The organism is Cytobacillus sp. NJ13 (assembly GCA_030348385.1).
Taxonomy (GTDB): Bacteria; Bacillota; Bacilli; order Bacillales; family Cytobacillaceae; genus Cytobacillus.
Genome location: JAUCFP010000006.1, coordinates 1,526,065 through 1,543,427 on the forward strand (window position 1 = coordinate 1,526,065; position 17,363 = coordinate 1,543,427).

Annotated in this window: 15 protein-coding genes; 9 read left to right on the forward strand and 6 right to left on the reverse strand. The window is 36.9% G+C overall.

The features are described from left to right. Positions 1–138: 138 nt before the first annotated feature. Entirely contained in the window at positions 139–1,089 is a 951-nt protein-coding gene (locus QUF73_07420) for a DMT family transporter (protein ID MDM5226038.1), read from the reverse strand. A 295-nt stretch (positions 1,090–1,384) separates the two neighbouring features. Between QUF73_07420 and QUF73_07425 the strand changes: the two genes are divergently transcribed. After that, on the forward strand, positions 1,385–2,503 hold the full coding sequence (locus tag QUF73_07425) for a winged helix-turn-helix transcriptional regulator (GenBank protein MDM5226039.1): 1,119 nt from the start codon (positions 1,385–1,387) through the stop codon (positions 2,501–2,503). Positions 2,504–2,937: 434 nt separating this feature from the next. Here QUF73_07425 and QUF73_07430 read toward each other — a convergent pair whose 3' ends face one another. After that, positions 2,938–3,564, reverse strand: a complete 627-nt coding sequence (locus tag QUF73_07430) for a hypothetical protein (GenBank protein MDM5226040.1) — start codon at positions 3,562–3,564, stop codon at positions 2,938–2,940. A 777-nt stretch (positions 3,565–4,341) separates the two neighbouring features. Here QUF73_07430 and QUF73_07435 point away from each other — a divergent pair. Then, positions 4,342–4,857: a cupin domain-containing protein gene (locus QUF73_07435; protein ID MDM5226041.1), complete on the forward strand. Its 516-nt coding sequence runs from the start codon at positions 4,342–4,344 to the stop codon at positions 4,855–4,857. Positions 4,858–5,170: 313 nt separating this feature from the next. Here the strand turns inward: QUF73_07435 and QUF73_07440 are convergent, their stop codons facing one another. Beyond that, the gene (locus QUF73_07440; protein ID MDM5226042.1) at positions 5,171–6,091 is read right to left on the reverse strand and encodes a hypothetical protein; all 921 of its coding nucleotides are present in this window, start codon (positions 6,089–6,091) and stop codon (positions 5,171–5,173) included. A gap of 126 nt (positions 6,092–6,217) precedes the next feature. Between QUF73_07440 and QUF73_07445 the strand changes: the two genes are divergently transcribed. From QUF73_07445 to QUF73_07475, 7 genes are all read left to right on the forward strand, one after another. Then, positions 6,218–6,670, forward strand: coding sequence for a MarR family transcriptional regulator (locus tag QUF73_07445; GenBank protein MDM5226043.1), 453 nt, complete (start codon positions 6,218–6,220; stop codon positions 6,668–6,670). After that, entirely contained in the window at positions 6,657–8,207 is a 1,551-nt protein-coding gene (locus QUF73_07450) for an ABC transporter substrate-binding protein (GenBank protein MDM5226044.1), read from the forward strand. The genes QUF73_07445 and QUF73_07450 overlap by 14 nt, the downstream gene beginning before the upstream one ends. A 72-nt stretch (positions 8,208–8,279) precedes the next feature. Then, entirely contained in the window at positions 8,280–9,197 is a 918-nt protein-coding gene (locus QUF73_07455; protein MDM5226045.1) for an ABC transporter permease, read from the forward strand. A gap of 8 nt (positions 9,198–9,205) precedes the next feature. Continuing rightward, a complete protein-coding gene (locus QUF73_07460) occupies positions 9,206–10,108 on the forward strand; it encodes an ABC transporter permease (protein MDM5226046.1) in 903 nt (300 codons plus the stop codon). Between the two features lie 15 nt (positions 10,109–10,123). After that, the gene (locus QUF73_07465) at positions 10,124–11,113 is read left to right on the forward strand and encodes an ABC transporter ATP-binding protein (protein ID MDM5226047.1); all 990 of its coding nucleotides are present in this window, start codon (positions 10,124–10,126) and stop codon (positions 11,111–11,113) included. Then, positions 11,113–12,117: a dipeptide ABC transporter ATP-binding protein gene (locus QUF73_07470; GenBank protein ID MDM5226048.1), complete on the forward strand. Its 1,005-nt coding sequence runs from the start codon at positions 11,113–11,115 to the stop codon at positions 12,115–12,117. Before QUF73_07465 ends, QUF73_07470 begins: the two co-directional genes overlap by 1 nt. After that, the gene (locus QUF73_07475; protein ID MDM5226049.1) at positions 12,098–13,279 is read left to right on the forward strand and encodes a Xaa-Pro peptidase family protein; all 1,182 of its coding nucleotides are present in this window, start codon (positions 12,098–12,100) and stop codon (positions 13,277–13,279) included. Before QUF73_07470 ends, QUF73_07475 begins: the two co-directional genes overlap by 20 nt. Before the next feature lie 440 nt (positions 13,280–13,719). Here the strand turns inward: QUF73_07475 and QUF73_07480 are convergent, their stop codons facing one another. The 3 genes from QUF73_07480 to QUF73_07490 all read right to left on the reverse strand — a co-directional run bounded on the left by QUF73_07480 (position 13,720) and on the right by QUF73_07490 (position 17,220). Further along, positions 13,720–14,463, reverse strand: coding sequence for a helix-turn-helix domain-containing protein (locus QUF73_07480; GenBank protein ID MDM5226050.1), 744 nt, complete (start codon positions 14,461–14,463; stop codon positions 13,720–13,722). Next, entirely contained in the window at positions 14,442–14,915 is a 474-nt protein-coding gene (locus QUF73_07485; GenBank protein MDM5226051.1) for a sugar diacid recognition domain-containing protein, read from the reverse strand. Before QUF73_07485 ends, QUF73_07480 begins: the two co-directional genes overlap by 22 nt. 259 nt (positions 14,916–15,174) lie before the next feature. Beyond that, complete coding sequence (locus tag QUF73_07490; GenBank protein ID MDM5226052.1) at positions 15,175–17,220, reverse strand: DUF4179 domain-containing protein; 2,046 nt, start codon at positions 17,218–17,220, stop codon at positions 15,175–15,177. Positions 17,221–17,363: the final 143 nt, after the last annotated feature.

Consider the following 17,363-nt stretch of genomic DNA (forward strand, 5'->3'; position numbering starts at 1 on the left):
TCAGTATACGCTTTCATTTTAAATTGTCAATAGTTTTTAAAAAAATTGAATTATATTTTAAGAGCCTGTTAAAATATGGATGTGGAATTACGCTCACCGGTTCCCCCTTGGGAAGCCGGTGAGCGTAAACAATAAACATCAGCTGCTATGTTTTTTCAAATCCCCTAACATAGCAGATTGGTTATTTACATTTTGTTTTAAAATTTTCATATTACTTCCCTGTCTGTTTCTGCCAAGCATGACTGGTAAACTCATACCGAGAATAATGGTTGCGATCCCAGCGATTTGAAGTGCAGTAACTGTTTCACTTAATAAAATGACAGATACAAGTACGGCAATAGGCAATTCAATCGCACTCAGTATCGATGACCTTCCTAAACCAACTTTAGGAACGGCAATCGTGAATAGAAAGACCGGTATGATCATTCCAAATAACCCCAAAGCCAAACCATACATCCAAAGTCCTTCGTTAAACAAAGTCCCGTTCCAAATAATATCCGGCGACTGAAAAACTGCCGTTGTTATTAAAGCAAAGAAAGAAACCCATACTAACCGATTAGAAGTTGTCATATTTGCAGTTGCCCTTCCATTGACAAATAAAAATAGTGAATAACAAAGAGCTGCTGCTAAACCCCATAACCACCCTTGAAAGGGTATCTCAGATAGATCAACATCGATTAAACCAGCTGCCGGTATTGTCCCTCCTACCAATATGATTAAAGATAGTAATTCAATTCGAGTTGGAAATTGGCGTCTTGTTATACAAGAAATCAACATACCTATCCATGTAAATTGAAACAAAAGGACAACTGCCAATGAAGCTGGCAAATAGTTCAAAGAACGGCCATATACAATATTTGTTAAGCCTGTTAAAACCCCAGCAAGAATAAGAATTTTTATTCCGTTAAAGCTTAATTTTGTTCTGCTTGTAAGCAAGAATATTCCTGCAGCAAGGCAAAAGCCGATAAAAAATTGACTTGTAACTGCTTCTGAGACCGAAAAACCACTGCTCATTGCCAGTTTTATGATGGTAGAAACGACACCATAACTGCTTGCGGCTATCACTACCATCAGGGGATATAGATACATTCTCATAGTTCACTTCTCCTCATATATTAAATTGAACGTATTTATGATTTTAAAAATTCCATAAAAAAATCATAATCTCCAATATAAATCACAGATTGACTTTTTTGCAATGTATTTTTTGGTTATAATGGATTGACTAATTAATCTGATCAGGTCATATAAACTAGAGCTATTATGTTATGCGAGTTGTCTGGCAGATTCATTCTTCTGTCTTTTATAAAGTAAAATGTATGATAATGGGTCCTTACGCTTAAGTAGTTACAAACCATTGTTTACGGGGAAATGAGGTTGCTTCATGGATAAAGAGAAACAAATTTTACATTACATAAAAATGAATCCTTACATATCACAGCAAGAATTATCAAGTAAAGTAGGCTTATCCCGACCTGCCGTTGCTAATTATATTGCTAACCTGACAAGACGCGGCGAAATTAAAGGCCGTGGCTATATACTGCGAGATGAATCGCAGATTGTCTGTATTGGAGGGGCCAACACAGACCGGAAAGCACGGACAAATGAGAAGGTGCGCCTATATTCATCAAATCCGGTAAAAATAACCGAGGCTTGTGGCGGTGTAGCACGCAATTTTGCCGAAAATTTAAGTCGCCTGGGCGTAAACACTTCTCTTATTGCTTGTGTCGGAGACGATAGAGAGGGGAACTGGATCTTAAAGGAAACGAAGAGCCAAGGGGTTGATGTTAGTCAAGTATGGGTGCTTCCAGCAGAAAGGACCGGAACTTTTACGACCTTATTAGATATTGATGGCGAGAGCATTGTCTCTATGGCCGATATGAATATTTACGAAAAAATTACTATTTCCATGTTCGAGGAAAAATGGTCCCATATTGCTGCCTCACAAGCTGTTTTCCTTGATACGAATATTCCTAAGGAATGTATAAACTATTTGATTAAACGGTGCAGAGATGTAAACATCCCTTTGTATATTGACCCTGTATCTTCTGCCAAAGCACAAAAACTTCCTTTGCGTCTTGACGGAGCAGAACTGCTGCTCCCTAACCGGGAAGAAGCAGAAATCCTTGCTGAAATAAAAATTGACTCAATCAAGGACTGCCAAATTGCCTGTGAAAAAATTAGACAGCGCGGCGTTCAAAACGTGATTATAAAGCTTGGTGATCAGGGGGTTTATTATTTCTCTGATGAGGAATCCGGACATTTGTCTCCTGTTAAAACAGATGTTGTTGATGTCACTGGGGCTGGTGAAGCTTTTGCTTCATGTGTCGTAAATGGACTCATGAACGAAGAATCGTTATTTAATGCTTGCCAGTTAGGACTGGCTGGTGCTGCTCTAACCATTCAAACTGAAGAATCTATATCATCCTTTTTAAAACCTGAAAAACTTGATGAAATAGTAAGGAATTTTCGAGATGAAAACCAGAAGGCAAGAGAGGTTTAGGCTGCAGCCTTCAATCAATAATAAAAGAGGGTGACTCAAAAGATTGTTATCTTTTAGGTCACCCTCTTCATTGTTGCCTGCTTATAAGATTGCTTTTTCAATCCTGTATTAAATCCAGATGCAAAACAATAGTATAGTAGAATACGTACATTAAACCTAATATGCCAATTTATATACGGGTTTAGAGCATTACTGAGATAAAAGCAGTCTATGACGGCTAGAAGTGTTCTAAATGTGAAATATGACAGAATATGCTGAATTGCCACGTTTGAGTACAATCAATTATTAATGATACCTTTATTATTGGAAGATAATAATGAATTAACTTATTTGCAGGGACATCCTTGTGAAAAACATCACGAAAGGGAGTTGATACTGTTGAGAAATGTAAAAAACCCCAATAGGGTTTTTTGTAACGCTTTTTCAATATAATCTTACTTAATTGCCTTCATTTCCTGTTTATACTTTTTAATAGCATCTTTTGTTAGCTTTTTAACGAATTTATCATCACCTTTAAATTCTAATTCTTCATTCTGACCTTCCAATGGAGCCTTCCCATATATCCCACTTAGTGGAATGTATGTGCCTGGATCAGAACTACTTTCATCCATAAATAAAATATAATGCTTTCCGTTTTTCATAAGTTCATAGCCATCATTGGAATAAATGATTCTCTTTTTTCCATCTCCAATGGTATCTGTTGCTGAATTTTCTAAAATTGGAATGATACTAGCCTTTGAAATATCATCCCCTGTCGTATTTTTTAATACCTTCTTAACTTGAAAATCTGATATGGTGAATCCGCCAATTACCCCTTCGTAACCATCTTCCCCCTCAACACCATCTGTAAGTATCTTAGGCTCTTCATTTGGTAATTTTTCACCAATAACTATTAAAGTGGCCTTATTTTCCATCGTTTCTAAGTTCTCAATTATTTCTCTTTTTCCGTTTCCGTAGTATTTCTCTTCTACAATTGGTTTGTTCGCATTTACAGCGAAGACACCGCCAATGGCTACAAGAGAAATTATGCTTGCACCGATAATTAAGCTTTTAAGCTTCATATAATATGCTCCTCCCGCAATTAATATCTAGCACTAATTCCAGCCCAATCATCTGCAACTGGACGAACTGAATAAATCTACACGCTTTACTTCTTCTAGTTCAACCAAAAATTTTTATCATTTTTTGTGTTACAATGAAGATAAAAATTTTTTTCTGAACAAAACAAAGAATTTGTCTCTAAGCGTTACATTCAAAAAGATTAACGATAGAAAATATTATTGATGAAGCTTTTTCTTCTAGTGTAATTGAAGGGAGCGTGGGCGGAAAAAATGTACACTGTTCTTACATATTTTGTTTCCCTTTTTGTCATTGTGATATCAGTATTTATTACACTTTTTATCAAGAATGAACTAGAGCGAATGTTTCGAGAAAAAAATAATATGGTCCCTTTTCATATATGTAATGTGCTTATTACCTTAATGGTTTCTTTTGCAGCACATGCTGTAATGACTATTTATATCATTGGGAATGAACTCAATTGGATACTACAACTTGTAATCCTCATGTTCATTATCTTACCAATTTATATTTTAGGGCACTTTGCATTTGAAAAATATAAATTAGTGTATCAAAAATACAAAACCGCTGAGAGCGGGAAAGTTATTGTACTTAACGAAAAGTACTTAAAAAAGAAAAGGTGGCCTTCAAAATTCAAAAATTATAATGACTTTTCTAGGGAAAAGTAAATCAAGGGAATATAAAAAAGAGTTTTTTCTTTGGTTAAGTTAACCCAGGGAACCTTTTAGGTATTTTATCGAAGGATTGGAGCAATAAAGATGAAAAATGAGCAATATTGGGTTTCAAAACTTGGATTAACCCCCCATCCAGAAGGCGGATATTATAAAAGAACGTTTGAATCAGAGGAATGTACTTCTGATCAAGAATTGTCTGTGAATTTTGTGGGAACACGTAAGCTCTATACAAGCATTTATTTTTTATTAACGTCTAATGATGTGTCCCACTTTCATCGATTAAAATCGGATGAATTATGGTATTTTCACGCTGGAAGTCCATTAACCATTCATGTCATCCATGAAAATAGTGAATATGAAGAAATTAAATTAGGAATAAACCTTGATATTGGAGAAGTACCTCAAGCTTTAGTTCCGAAAAATTCAATCTTTGGTTCGTCTGTAATGGAGGAGGATACATTCTCACTAGTAGGTTGTATGGTTTCTCCAGGCTTTGAATTTCAGGATTTTGAAATGTTCACACAAGCCGACCTTTTATCAAAATATCCTCAATATAAGGAAATTATTTTAAAGTTAGCATATGAAAAGATTCCTGAATAGAGGTTAAATGTACCCCGTAGTAACTGGCAGTAAGACGCTCACTCAAGGAGTAGAGAGCAAGGCGAAACAGCTCTGTATATCCAATAAACGTTGGTGTTTATAGTAAAGAAAAGACCAAATCATATGCGATTTGGTCTGATAATTCATGTGCAACTTCATATTTTTTAATCCAAAACCGACCCATATAGTTAGTTTGAGATTTAATCTTTAAATGCGAAACTCAATAAATCTACATACTTTATTTCTTCAAGATCAATTAAAAAATTTAAATTCTGCTTTATTATATCTTTGGTATCCAACTCTACTTGAGCCTCTATCCTTTCGCCGTTCGGCAAATATAATTTTCTCTGTAATGGATTCTTCTGCTATTAAGATAAGCTGTACTATCACTTGAAAAAAACGGGTATTCAAGCAGAAGTTCATTAGCTCCCCCAAGGAAATGGAAATTAACATTAGAATAAAAATTAAATATTCGATCTAAAGCAGCTCTACAATGGTTCAAACCTTTCTTCATTAAAGGAATTAACCCTCCAAGTGCTATCACCTCATGTTCTTCATCTACTAACATTTCTAAGGACTTTAGTGAACCCGAAACCTGAAATACAGGGATGAGGTTTGCTCCTGGAACCATGGCCTTTAATTTAGCATAATTTTCTTTTGTGGCTTCTGGATCTCCTATTACATCTAAGGGGAAGAACCCTATTATTCTTGGATTATTCTTATTTGCATTAATAAAGTCTGCATACCCTTTCAATATCATATCCTGTTCAGTTTGTTCATCAAACAGGGATAGATTTTGTAACCCTTTCTTACATTTTTGATTATGGAGAGAAAAGCTTCCGCTATCTATATATGCATATAAATTATATCTATCTAATTGCTTTAGACAGTTAGGCCCTGACTGCAGGATTTGAAAGAAATTAGAAAGCTCAAAATTTCCTCCTATTTTTTTAAGCAGCTGCAACCCATTCTTTTCTCTTTCAAGTCCACTTGCCCAAAAACGCAGTGTCTTAAGGGATAAACGGTACCCTTCTCTTAACTTCAATAACCTGGCAATATGATGAAAAATCCTATTTATCATTCCAAATAGAGCTGATGAGTAGCTAGAGAAACCCTCCATATCCTTTCTAATGATGGCTCCATTAGTCATAAAAAAGGAAAGATTGCAGTCAGTTTTTTTCCGCTTCCCTTTTTTTAATGTGATTGTGCTTAACCGTTGAATATTAAAAAGCATAAGGAAACCTGATTATATTTATACAGAATTTTCATAAAATTCTGTTGACAAATGCAGCCAATTAAAATTAATATGTAAACAAGTTGTTATTAGCAACTAAATTTATAAACTAAGGAACTAAACTACATGAATGAAAAAATCGAAAAAATTAAGAAGTTTAACCGTTTTTATCTTAATGTTGTTGGTTTGTATGCTCAGTATTCAAAAGGAAGCCCCTATTCAATGTCAGAAGCGATGATTATATATGAGATAGATAAAAGGAAGAGATGTACAGCTTCTCAATTATCTGAGTATTTCGACTTCGATAAAGGCTATGTAAGTAGAATGATACATAAGCTCAGCAAACAAAAACTTATTGAACGGGTATCGGATAACCAAGATAAACGAAAGAAATATTTGCATATCACTGAAAAAGGGCAAAAAGTTCTTAAAGAACTTTCAGATAATGCCAGCAATGATGTAAGGAGGATGATTGAAAAAATTGATTTGGAACAAGTAAATTCTCTTATTCAATCAATGGAAGAAATCGAGGAAATTTTATCAGTCAATAAAGGAGGAAGATTTGATGAGGAAAAATAAGGTCCTGATTACATTTCTTTTAATCATTACGATGTTATTGGCAGCATGTACAGAAGGTACTAATGTGGATGGTAATTCCAGTAGTTCACCAGATTCTAGTTCAGATGCTAATAGTCAGGGTCCCCTTGTCATCGGTTTTGAAGCAGACGCTACCACACTTCTAGCAAATCACGATGTCAACTACACCACAGATACGCTAATTCGTAATATTTATGATCCACTGATTGATCGAGATTCTCAAACAGCTGAATTTGTCCCTGTTCTTGCAGAGGAATGGAAAAATACAGACGAAAAAACATGGTACTTAAAGCTGAAAGAAGGAATTAAGTTCCATAACGGAGCAGATTTTAATGCAAATGCAGTTAAATTTAGTATCGACTACATCTTAGATGAAAGTAACGGGTCATTTTACCGTTCAAGATGGGCTAACGTTGAGGAGGTCGTTGTACTTTCAGATTACGAAGTGGAGATCCATACATCCGTGCCTTTTCCAAGCTTAATCCAACGAATTGCAGAAGATTTGCTCATCATGGAACCTGGCTATGTTGAAGAAGCAGGTATAGAGAAAGCATCAAGCGAACCAGTTGGTACAGGGGCGTATACGTTTGTTGAATGGTCAAGAGATAACCATTTGAAATTAAAAGCTTTTGAAGATTATTGGCAAGGAAAACCTGGGATTGAGGAAGTTGAGTTCCGAATTATTCCGGAATTTAGCGCAAGGATGTCTGCTTTTATGAGCGGAGAAATATATTTATTTAAGAACATCCCTGTCGACTCAGTTAAACAATTTGAAAGTAATGAAGTAAAACAAATTTCTTCTTCACGTATCAATTACTTAGCATTATCGAACCTTGTCGATGGTCCATTAAAAGATGTCAAAGTTAGACAAGCGATTAATCACGCTATCAATGCAAATGAACTTCTAGAAACTGTATTAAGTGGGTATGGATCGAGAATTACAGGACCTCTGTCCCAATTGAATGCTGATTATGCTGAAACTAAAGAATACGACTATGACCCAGATCTTGCCGTAAAGTTAATCGAAGAAGCTGGCTATAGTCCAGAAGAATTAACATTAACATTGGATACACCAAGTGGTCGATATCCGATGGACTCCCATATTGCTCAAGCCATTGCCTCACAATTACAAAGTATCGGGATCAATGTAGAAGTAAGGGTGAATGAATGGGGACAGCATTTGGAGAAGATTCAAAAAAGAGAAACTGGTGATATGTACATTCTTGGATGGGGGCCAGCTTTCGATGCCCAGTCAACAATTGAAAACTTGTTCACTTTAGAAGCGCCATACAGTAGTTTTTACCAGGAGGATATTGAGAAAAAGATTAAGGAAACAAACCAATTGTTTGATCAAGAAGCGCGCTATGCAGGATACGCTGAACTTCAACAGCAGTTAGTAGAACAAGCTGCTTGGGTTCCATTATGGCAGCAAGCAGACCTTTACGCTGTTAAATCTTCTTTAAATTTCTCACCTCGTGTTGATGAGAAAATGAACGTGTTTGAGATGTCATGGAACTAAATTTATAGTTTCAAAGAAGAGAGGGTCCCCTTCTCTCTTCTTTTATTCCACGGGATAAGGCGGGGTGCTACTATGTTAGATTTTATAATTAAAAGATTAATACAAGTGGTCATCGTTGTATTTCTTGCTCTAACAGCAGTCTTCTTTTTAATTCGTCTTTCGGGAGATCCGACTACACTATTCCTCCCGCCTGATGCGCCAAGGGAACAAATTGAAGAATATCGTGAGTTATTAGGGTTTAACCGCCCACTATATGTTCAATACACTGACTTCATGAAAGGCGCCATTCAAGGTGATTTTGGAGAATCTTTAAGAAGTGGCGACGATGCTCTAGGACTTGTTTTAGAAAGAATGCCAGCAACTTTTCAATTAGCATTCTCAGCATTGTTATTATCAATCATCATCGCTATTCCACTTGGTGTTCTATCTGCATATAAACGAAACACCCTATTTGATAAAGCAAGTGTAGGGATTACGGTTATCGGTCAGGCTATCCCCAGTTTTTGGTTTGGTTTAATTTTAATTTTTATTTTTGCTGCTCAACTAAAATTATTTCCATCGAGTGGAGGCGGCTCTGTTAATCACATGGTGCTTCCAGTTATTACACTAGCTTTGTATAGTGTATCGCGTTTTGTCCGCTTTACTCGATCGGCCATGCTAGATGTATTAAATAAAGACTATATCCGAACAACCAAAGCAGCTGGAACACCAACATCCACGCTAATTATGAAATACGCCTTAAAAAATTCTTTGATTCCGATCCTCACATTAATTGCGCTTGATCTCGGTGTTTTATTAGGCGGCGCTGTTATTACGGAAGCTGTTTTTTCTTGGCCTGGTGTAGGTAGACTATTACACCAGTCATTAATGAATCGAGATTTCCCAATTGTATTGGCTGGCGTATTTATCATTGCCATCATTTATGCAGTCATCAACTTTATTACAGATATTTTATATGCATATGTGAACCCCCAAATTAGAGTGAAGTAGGTGAAGCTGTGGAAACCAGTACAATTACAACCACTAATAAAACAATTGATATGAAATTTAAAAAGAAATCTAAATTCAAGGATTTCTTTCGAAAACTGTCAAAAAGCTGGGCTGGGTTGCTCGGTTTTTGCATCATTATCTTTTTAGTAGTTCTCAGTCTATTTGGGCAATGGATTGCCCCTTTTGATCCTATGGATGCCCCATTACGAGATCGTCTTTTACCTCCTTTTACAGACGGTCACATATTAGGAACCGATCAATTAGGAAGAGATATACTTTCTAGAATCATTGCAGGTACAAAAGTATCCTTAATCATTGGGTTAGCCACAGCTTTATTAGCCGGGGTCATTGGCACCATCGTGGGTGTGATTGCAGGATACTTTAGGGGCTGGATTGATATAGTTTTAATGCGAATTGTGGATGTTCAATTAAGTTTTCCATTTATCTTATTAGTACTCGTCATAAGTGCAGTACTTGGAGCAGGACTTACAAACATTATCATATCTCTTGCTTTAGCGGGGTGGGTTATTTTTGCCAGAGTTATTCGCAGTGAAGTGTTGGCTTTGAGAGAAAAGGAATTTATTACAGCAGCAATCGCAACTGGTGTGCCGAAATTCGAGATATTAGTAAGACATATCCTCCCTAATATCTTTACACCCATCATTATTTTAATCTCTTTACAAATGGGCACATACATTATCGCAGAAGCATCCGTAAGTTTCTTAGGATTCGGAGTTCAACCGCCCACTCCTGCATGGGGCAACATGCTTAATGAAGGAAAGGATTATATTTTCAGTTCTTGGTGGTTAATCACATTCCCGGGTATTGCGATTATCCTCACTACACTTGGGGTTAATTTATTCGGTGACTGGTTAAGGGATACACTCGATCCTGAACTAAAAGGCGAATAATAGGAGGTGAAAAAAATGACTGAAGTACTTCTTGAAATCAAAAATCTTGGTATCCAATTTAATACAGGAGAAGGTACCGTTCAACCGATTCGAGGGGTAAATTTCTCCTTGAAAAAAAGTGAAACTCTTGGGGTTGTTGGTGAATCTGGTAGTGGAAAAAGTGTTACTTCTTTAGCGATAATGGGACTTTTACCAGAGAAAAAAAGCAAGATTGTTTCTGGGAGTATTCATTTTAATAATATGGATGTAACTACACTAGATAGTCACCAATACAGAAAACTTCGCGGGAATGAAATATCCATGATATTCCAGGAACCAATGACCTCTCTCAATCCTGTTTTTACAATAGGTGAACAATTAAGTGAGCCACTAAAACAGCATAAAAAAATGCCAAAAAAAGAAAGAAAAGAAGCCATCATCAATATGTTAAAGCAAGTGGGCATTCCAAGAGCGGAACAGATTATTAACGAGTATCCTCATCAATTATCAGGCGGTATGAGGCAACGCGTAATGATTTCATTAGCCCTTTTATGCGATCCTAAACTCCTCATTTGCGATGAACCTACTACTGCTTTAGATGTAACCATTCAAGCACAAATCTTAGAACTGATGAAGCAAATTAAAGCTGAAAAAGATATGAGTCTTCTTTTTATCACACATGATTTGGGTGTGGTAGCAGAAATGTGCGATCGTGTTGTGGTCATGTATGCTGGGGAAATTGTTGAAGTGGCAGAGATCCATGAACTATTTGACAATCCCCTACATCCATATACAAAAGGTCTAATCCATTCTCTACCGACGAATAATTCGAGAAAAAGCAAACTCTATTCCATTAACGGACAAGTACCTAGGCCAGATGAAATTGGAGAAGGCTGTACATTCGCCAATCGATGTCCATATGCATTTGATAAATGCACTGTGAGCGCCCCTCCTACTTTTTCAATGGGAGAGCATTTAAGTAAATGTTGGCTACAAGAGTCCAATCGGCAGGTGAATATTCATTGATGGAAAAGCCCTTACTAGAAGTTAAGAATCTTAAAAAATACTATGAAATATCACAAGGTCTCTTTAAGCCGAAGCTAGTAGTAAAGGCTGTAGACGATATTAGTTTTTCTATTAATAAAGGAGAAACTTTTGCCCTAGTTGGAGAATCTGGCTGCGGAAAATCGACAACTGGAAGAACCATATTGAGGTTAACTGGTGCAACTTCAGGTGAAATCCGATACAAGGGGCAAGACCTTCTATCATTACCGACTGAAAAAATGCGCTCATTACGGAAAGAGATGCAAATGGTCTTTCAGGATCCGTACGCTTCTCTTAATCCTAAGATGACCATTAAACAAATCTTAATGGAACCGCTCCGAGTCCATAAGAAATTTCATCCTGACGAACGATTGGAGAAAATTATCGAGATTCTAGAAATCGTCGGTCTCTCTAAAACTCATCTTGATCGGCACCCTAATGAATTTTCCGGTGGACAAAGGCAGCGGATCGGCATAGCTAGGACTGTTATTTTAAACCCAGACTTTATTATAGCAGACGAACCCGTTTCCGCTCTTGATGTATCTGTTCAATCACAAGTTATTAATTTAATGCTCGAGCTACAAAAAGATTTTGGTTTGACATACTTATTTATTTCCCACGATTTAAGTGTAGTTAAACATATGACAGACCGAGTTGCAGTTATGTATCTTGGGAAAATTGTAGAATTAGCCGACACTGAAGAATTGTTTTCAAACCCAAAACACCCTTATACTCAGGCATTAATCTCAGCTATCCCTGTATCTCACCCTAGAGAAGCGAAAGAACGAATCGTATTGAAAGGAGATGTTCCTAACCCTGCCAATCCACCTTCTGGATGCACGTTCCACACAAGATGCCCATTTGTCATGGAAATGTGTAAATCTATTGAACCTTCACTCACAGAAATAGCTACAGGTCATACCGCAAGCTGCCATCTATATACCAATAACAAGGAGGAAAAAACAAATGCTATTATCTATTCCTAAATACGAATTTAAAGAAAGACAAGAAAAGTTTAAAAGCATTTACAAAGGAAAGGAATGTGATGCTACCGTTCTTTTCTCTGTAACAGATATCTTTTACTTAACTGGATTTCATTTTCATCCTACCGAGAGACCTATTGGTTTGCTGATTGATCCGCAAGATAAAGTTCACTTATTTGTTCCAGCATTAGAGCATGAACATGCGGAAGAATATAGTGTTGTGGATTATGTACATTCATATCCTGAATATCCGGGAATTAAGCACCCGATGGAGTATTTCAAAGATATCTTAATAGAATATGGGTTTGAGAATAAAACGATTGGTTTTGATTCTTTAGGCTATGGCTCCCCAATGGGCTATCGCGGTCCCGCTATAGATCAGCTAATCGACTCGAAGCAATTTGTATCTTTACAGGGTGTAGTTGAAGAAATGAGATTTATTAAGAGTCCAAATGAAATTGAATTAATTAAAGAATCCTGTCGCTGGGGAAATCTAGTGCACCGCTTGCTCCAAAAATATACCAAAAGTGGTTTAAGTGAAATTGAAATTACTAGTAAGGCTTCGAATGAAGCAACAAAAGCCATGATTGATACTCTTGGACCCGATTATAAACCACATGGTCAAACACCTTACGCTGTTTTTCGCGGTCAAGTCGGTCCAGAATCTGCTTTCCCCCATGCCGTAACACAAAATATCGTATTAAAAAAAGGAGACACTCTAGTAACGGGAGCAGCATCCAGTGTTTTTGGATATACAAGTGAGTTAGAGCGAGTAATGTTCGTCGAAGAATATTCTAAGGAGCAGGAAAAATATTTTCACCATATGTATGAAGCCCAAGAAGTTGCATTTAAAGCCATCAAACCTGGTAGAGCATACTCTAATGTTGAAAAAGATGTTCAAGCATATTTCAAAGAAAACAACTTAACAGAATTAACGAGACACCATACCGGCCACAACATCGGAATACTAGGGCATGAAGCACCGTTTTTCGACTTAGGTGATCACACATTACTAGAACCAGGCATGGTTGTTACCGTTGAGCCTGGAATATATGTGAAGGGCTTAGGTGGCTTTAGACACTCTGATACGGTTCTTGTGACAGAAGATGGCATTGAAATGTTGACCTATTACCCGAGAGACCTCCAATCCTTAATTTGTTACTAAAGGAGTTATCCTTAGTACCAATAATGAATGACTCAATCTTTCTGAAAGGACAGTTGAGTCATAATAATTTTTTTCTGAGGTACTTTAAAGGATTTTTTTTATTTCGGCCAGTGGAACTTAAAAAGTAATGGAAAATGAAAAAACGCACTTTACCCAAAGGATTAATTAACTACGATAGTAGTTTTAATCACTTGGATAAAGTGCGTTCATAAATTAAAGATAATAACGCCCGCCTGGGTGTTATTAAAAATAAAAGAAGAAGTATAAGTCTAGTATACCCTCCCCATAAGCCATAAAAAGGGAAAGATTGAAGTCATTGGTTTTCCGCTTTAAAGTACAATGTTTATTGCAATGGACTATGAAATTTTGTGCGTTTTGCACATTAATCAGTTTTTTATGGTGGAAATCTTACTGATCTTTTTGAAAATTTACATTTTTCTTTAATTTTTCATCATTTTTAATTCAGTTAAGGAAATACCCATATATAGATACATCATTTTACGGTAATCCTTTATACTGGTTCCTGTAATCTCTTTTATTTTTTCCAAACGATACTGCAAAGTATTTCTATGGATGTGAAGAGAATGGGCAGTTTGCAGTTTATTGAAGCCAGACTCACACCAAGCCTTTATCGTCTGTGTGACTTCCTCACAATCATCAGCATCAAGTACTGGCTTTATTTCCCTTATAAGCATTCCAACTACGTCGTGATCCATACTTTGCAGGAGGGTCTCAAGGAGATAGTCATTCACATAAAAAACTCTTTCAGAAACCCTTTGTTTTTTGCCTGCCTCTATCACCTTCCAGGCTTCACGGTTTGACCTTTTGATTTCCGGAATAATATCTGCAGCAGCTCCAATACCAATGATGGCTTTTATCCTTTTAGCATCCAAACGGTCCAGAAGCTGATTGCATGCAGAAAATAACTGGCTATAGGAATGATCATGAATACCGGCTTTATGCAAAATGATAAACTTGTCTTCCCCCATATAGGTGGATAGGTCGCTGCTCTGAAAAACTGATTGAATTTCTTTCATTACAGTTAATTTGGTACGCTGAATACCAGCTTCAATTGATTCACCATAATAACGAGATTCTGAAAATTTTTCGGCAAAATCCTTCATATTCAATATTTCGACAGCTGCACAAATGTATGGCGGCTTCAGGTCATAACCGAGTTCCAAGCTGCGGGTTCTAAGTAAGTTTTCACTATTTTGGCCAGCATCAATCCCAGGATCTCTTTTATAAATTGCTGATGGGCTTGCTGTGAAATAAGACTTGACTCCAGAAGTATTTCTTCCCTCAGCATAATTTCAGCATGCTTTTTGACTAAGAGCCAATACTTCTCAACCTCACTTCTCTCCCCTGTTATAGGAATCGTTCCGATAAAAGTGCCATGTAATTCAATCGGCAGAGTAAATCCAGGCTTTGTCCCTTCAAAATGATCAATATAACCTGGCTTGTTGGTTAATGGCCTATTATTTTTAATAACCGGGATAGATGCTTCATGAAGGACATTCAATCTCTCCTTATCACTGGCCCCAATAACGATTCCGGTTTCATCGGTTATAATCACATCATATCCGATAATTTCACTCGTTGATGCGGCAATTTTTGTGGCAACTTTTTTCAGCATTCCATCCACCCCCTTTAGACTGGGCTTGTTAAAAATTACGAAAACTTCATCCACTCTATCTTTTATATAAACTCTATGAATATATCGGGTAAAATGCAAGCCCATGATAAAGAACATCTGAAGGGATAGCTTTTCCCACTAATATCATGGCAGGGCGATGAACCCATAGAGTTAAGGAAAAAGAAGCAGGCAACCCACTTGGGTTCCTGCTTCACCTGGTTAGTCATATGACTCTACTATCTTTATCTTCTTAATTACTCTAATCCAACAAAATCTTCACTACATCATCCAAATATTTAGTAGTATTATATCCTGTAATTTTCAAACTTTTTGGTATCACATTATTACCAGGTAATTTCACGCTCTGAACAGTAAAGAAGTGACGGGGCTGTTCCATTTCTTCGTATATTTTTGGTGTAATCTTATGCATATCATATTCTTTCCCATTTTTATCAACAATGACTCCTTCATAGTCTCCCTCCATTGAATTATTTTCTTGCTCAGTCTCAATAAAGTAATGAAGCGATTCATACGCTCGATTCTTAATTTTATGATTACTGAAGATAACGGTGGTCGGCTGACCAATTTCCACCTTATCAATGGAGATAGTGCTGCCTGCATATTCAAAGGTTTGAGGATATTCCCTGGAAGCATCAAGTTTAATCGTTTTATGATCTTCAATTGATAAATACACACTAGCAAATTGAACCTTAACCTCATTTGTTTCTGTTTCAAAAAGAGGTTCAAAATGCGCCTGGAAAATGCTCCAATTGATATCTGGCTGATTATGCACATAAGAATTTCCATATAGATCAGCTTTCAAAAATTTATTGTTAACTTCAAGATCATTAAAATTGATCATCTCTAATCGCTTCGCTGGCTGTTCATTATTAATGCCATATTGCAGAATTGTCGCTGTTGGTGCAAGGATTAATTTATCCAGCCGGACTGGGACTCCCTCAAGTTCAATTTTTTCATTTAATGCATACTCAGTGGATGGCTGTTTTGTGACAGGGATCTCAAAGTTCCACTCCCCTTTTTCCGGCTCCATACTCATGTAAGAATCAGAGGAGTCACGCTTTAGTTTCATAACTTTATTTAATTTGAGTTTAATTGTACCTGTATCCTCTTTCAGCGGCCTAAGACTCATCTTCCCATGATAAATGTTCTTTTCCTTATTATTAAGATCTGATTCAATATCTGGGGGGAAGTACCTTGGATAGGTATTTGCCATCATGATTTTCCCTTCGTCCTCTATAAAAACGCCATCATCAAAGTTAATCATAAATTGATTGTTTTCATTTGTATCTTCAATCTCATAAAATATAAGGGTCTGAACATCATCAGCAATCGCACCCTTAATTTTTATTTTCACCCCACTACTTTCTGCTTCCAGGTTCAGCCTTTCACCCACATCCTCCTGGAGAAAGGCACGGAGCTCCTGGTTTTCCTCTGTCCAGGTGTAAAAAAGTTTTGAAAAGACACCTGTAAAAATCCCTGCAAAAATGACTAAAACGAATATACTTGCGGCAATAAACCCATTTCTTTTACGTTTATTCTTCTTTTGCTGATCGAGACTTTCCCTTTCTGCAATCCGTTCTTTGACATTTTCCATAAAACCAGCTGGTACACTGAATTTCTCAATCGCTTCAGTAAAGCTCACCATAACTTCCTGTAAGGCTGCTAAATCCTCCTGGCAGTCCTGGCAATGATAGATATGCATTTCAAAATCAATTTTTGCGGGCCGTTCCAGGTTTCTCTCCAGATAATCAACGTAAAGCATTTGGTACTCGTTACAGCCGTGATAGTGCTCTCCATATCCCATTCCGTTTCTGAGTGACTGCAGTCCTGAGAATAAAAGCTCCTTAACCTGCTCGGCCGAAACCTGGAGAAGCTGTGCTGTTTCGTCCTTAAAGAGTCCTTTTATGTATGTTAAAACCAGTACTTCTCTTTCCTTTTCTTTTAACTGATGGAGTTCATGAAATATCTCTTGATGGGAATCAAATTCCTCCGAAGCTTGTAAACTTTTATTAAGAGCAAGCTCCCGGCAGATATGGATAAAAATAGATAAAATCCACATTTCGAAAGATGTGCTGCTTTTAAAGCTTGGCAGCTCCTTGTGCACCCGTAAAATGGCTCTATAAAAAAGCTCCTCTATCTTGCGTTGGCTCCCAAGATAGGACCAGCCAATTGCATAAAAGGATCGCTGATGCTGTTTGAACCAGCTAACGATGGATTCTATGTCTTTTACTCTTATCGTCACTGGTAAAATGGGATTGTTTTTTGCTGGGATGATCAAGACCATTCTCCCCTCTATGTATGCCTAATTATTTATATACCTGGCTTTATTATAACGATCAAAGTGATATTATTCACCAAAATTTGGATAAGGAAGTCATGTTCCCTTAGGCAAATAAAAAAACTCCTTTTGCAGAAGTTCTGCAAAGG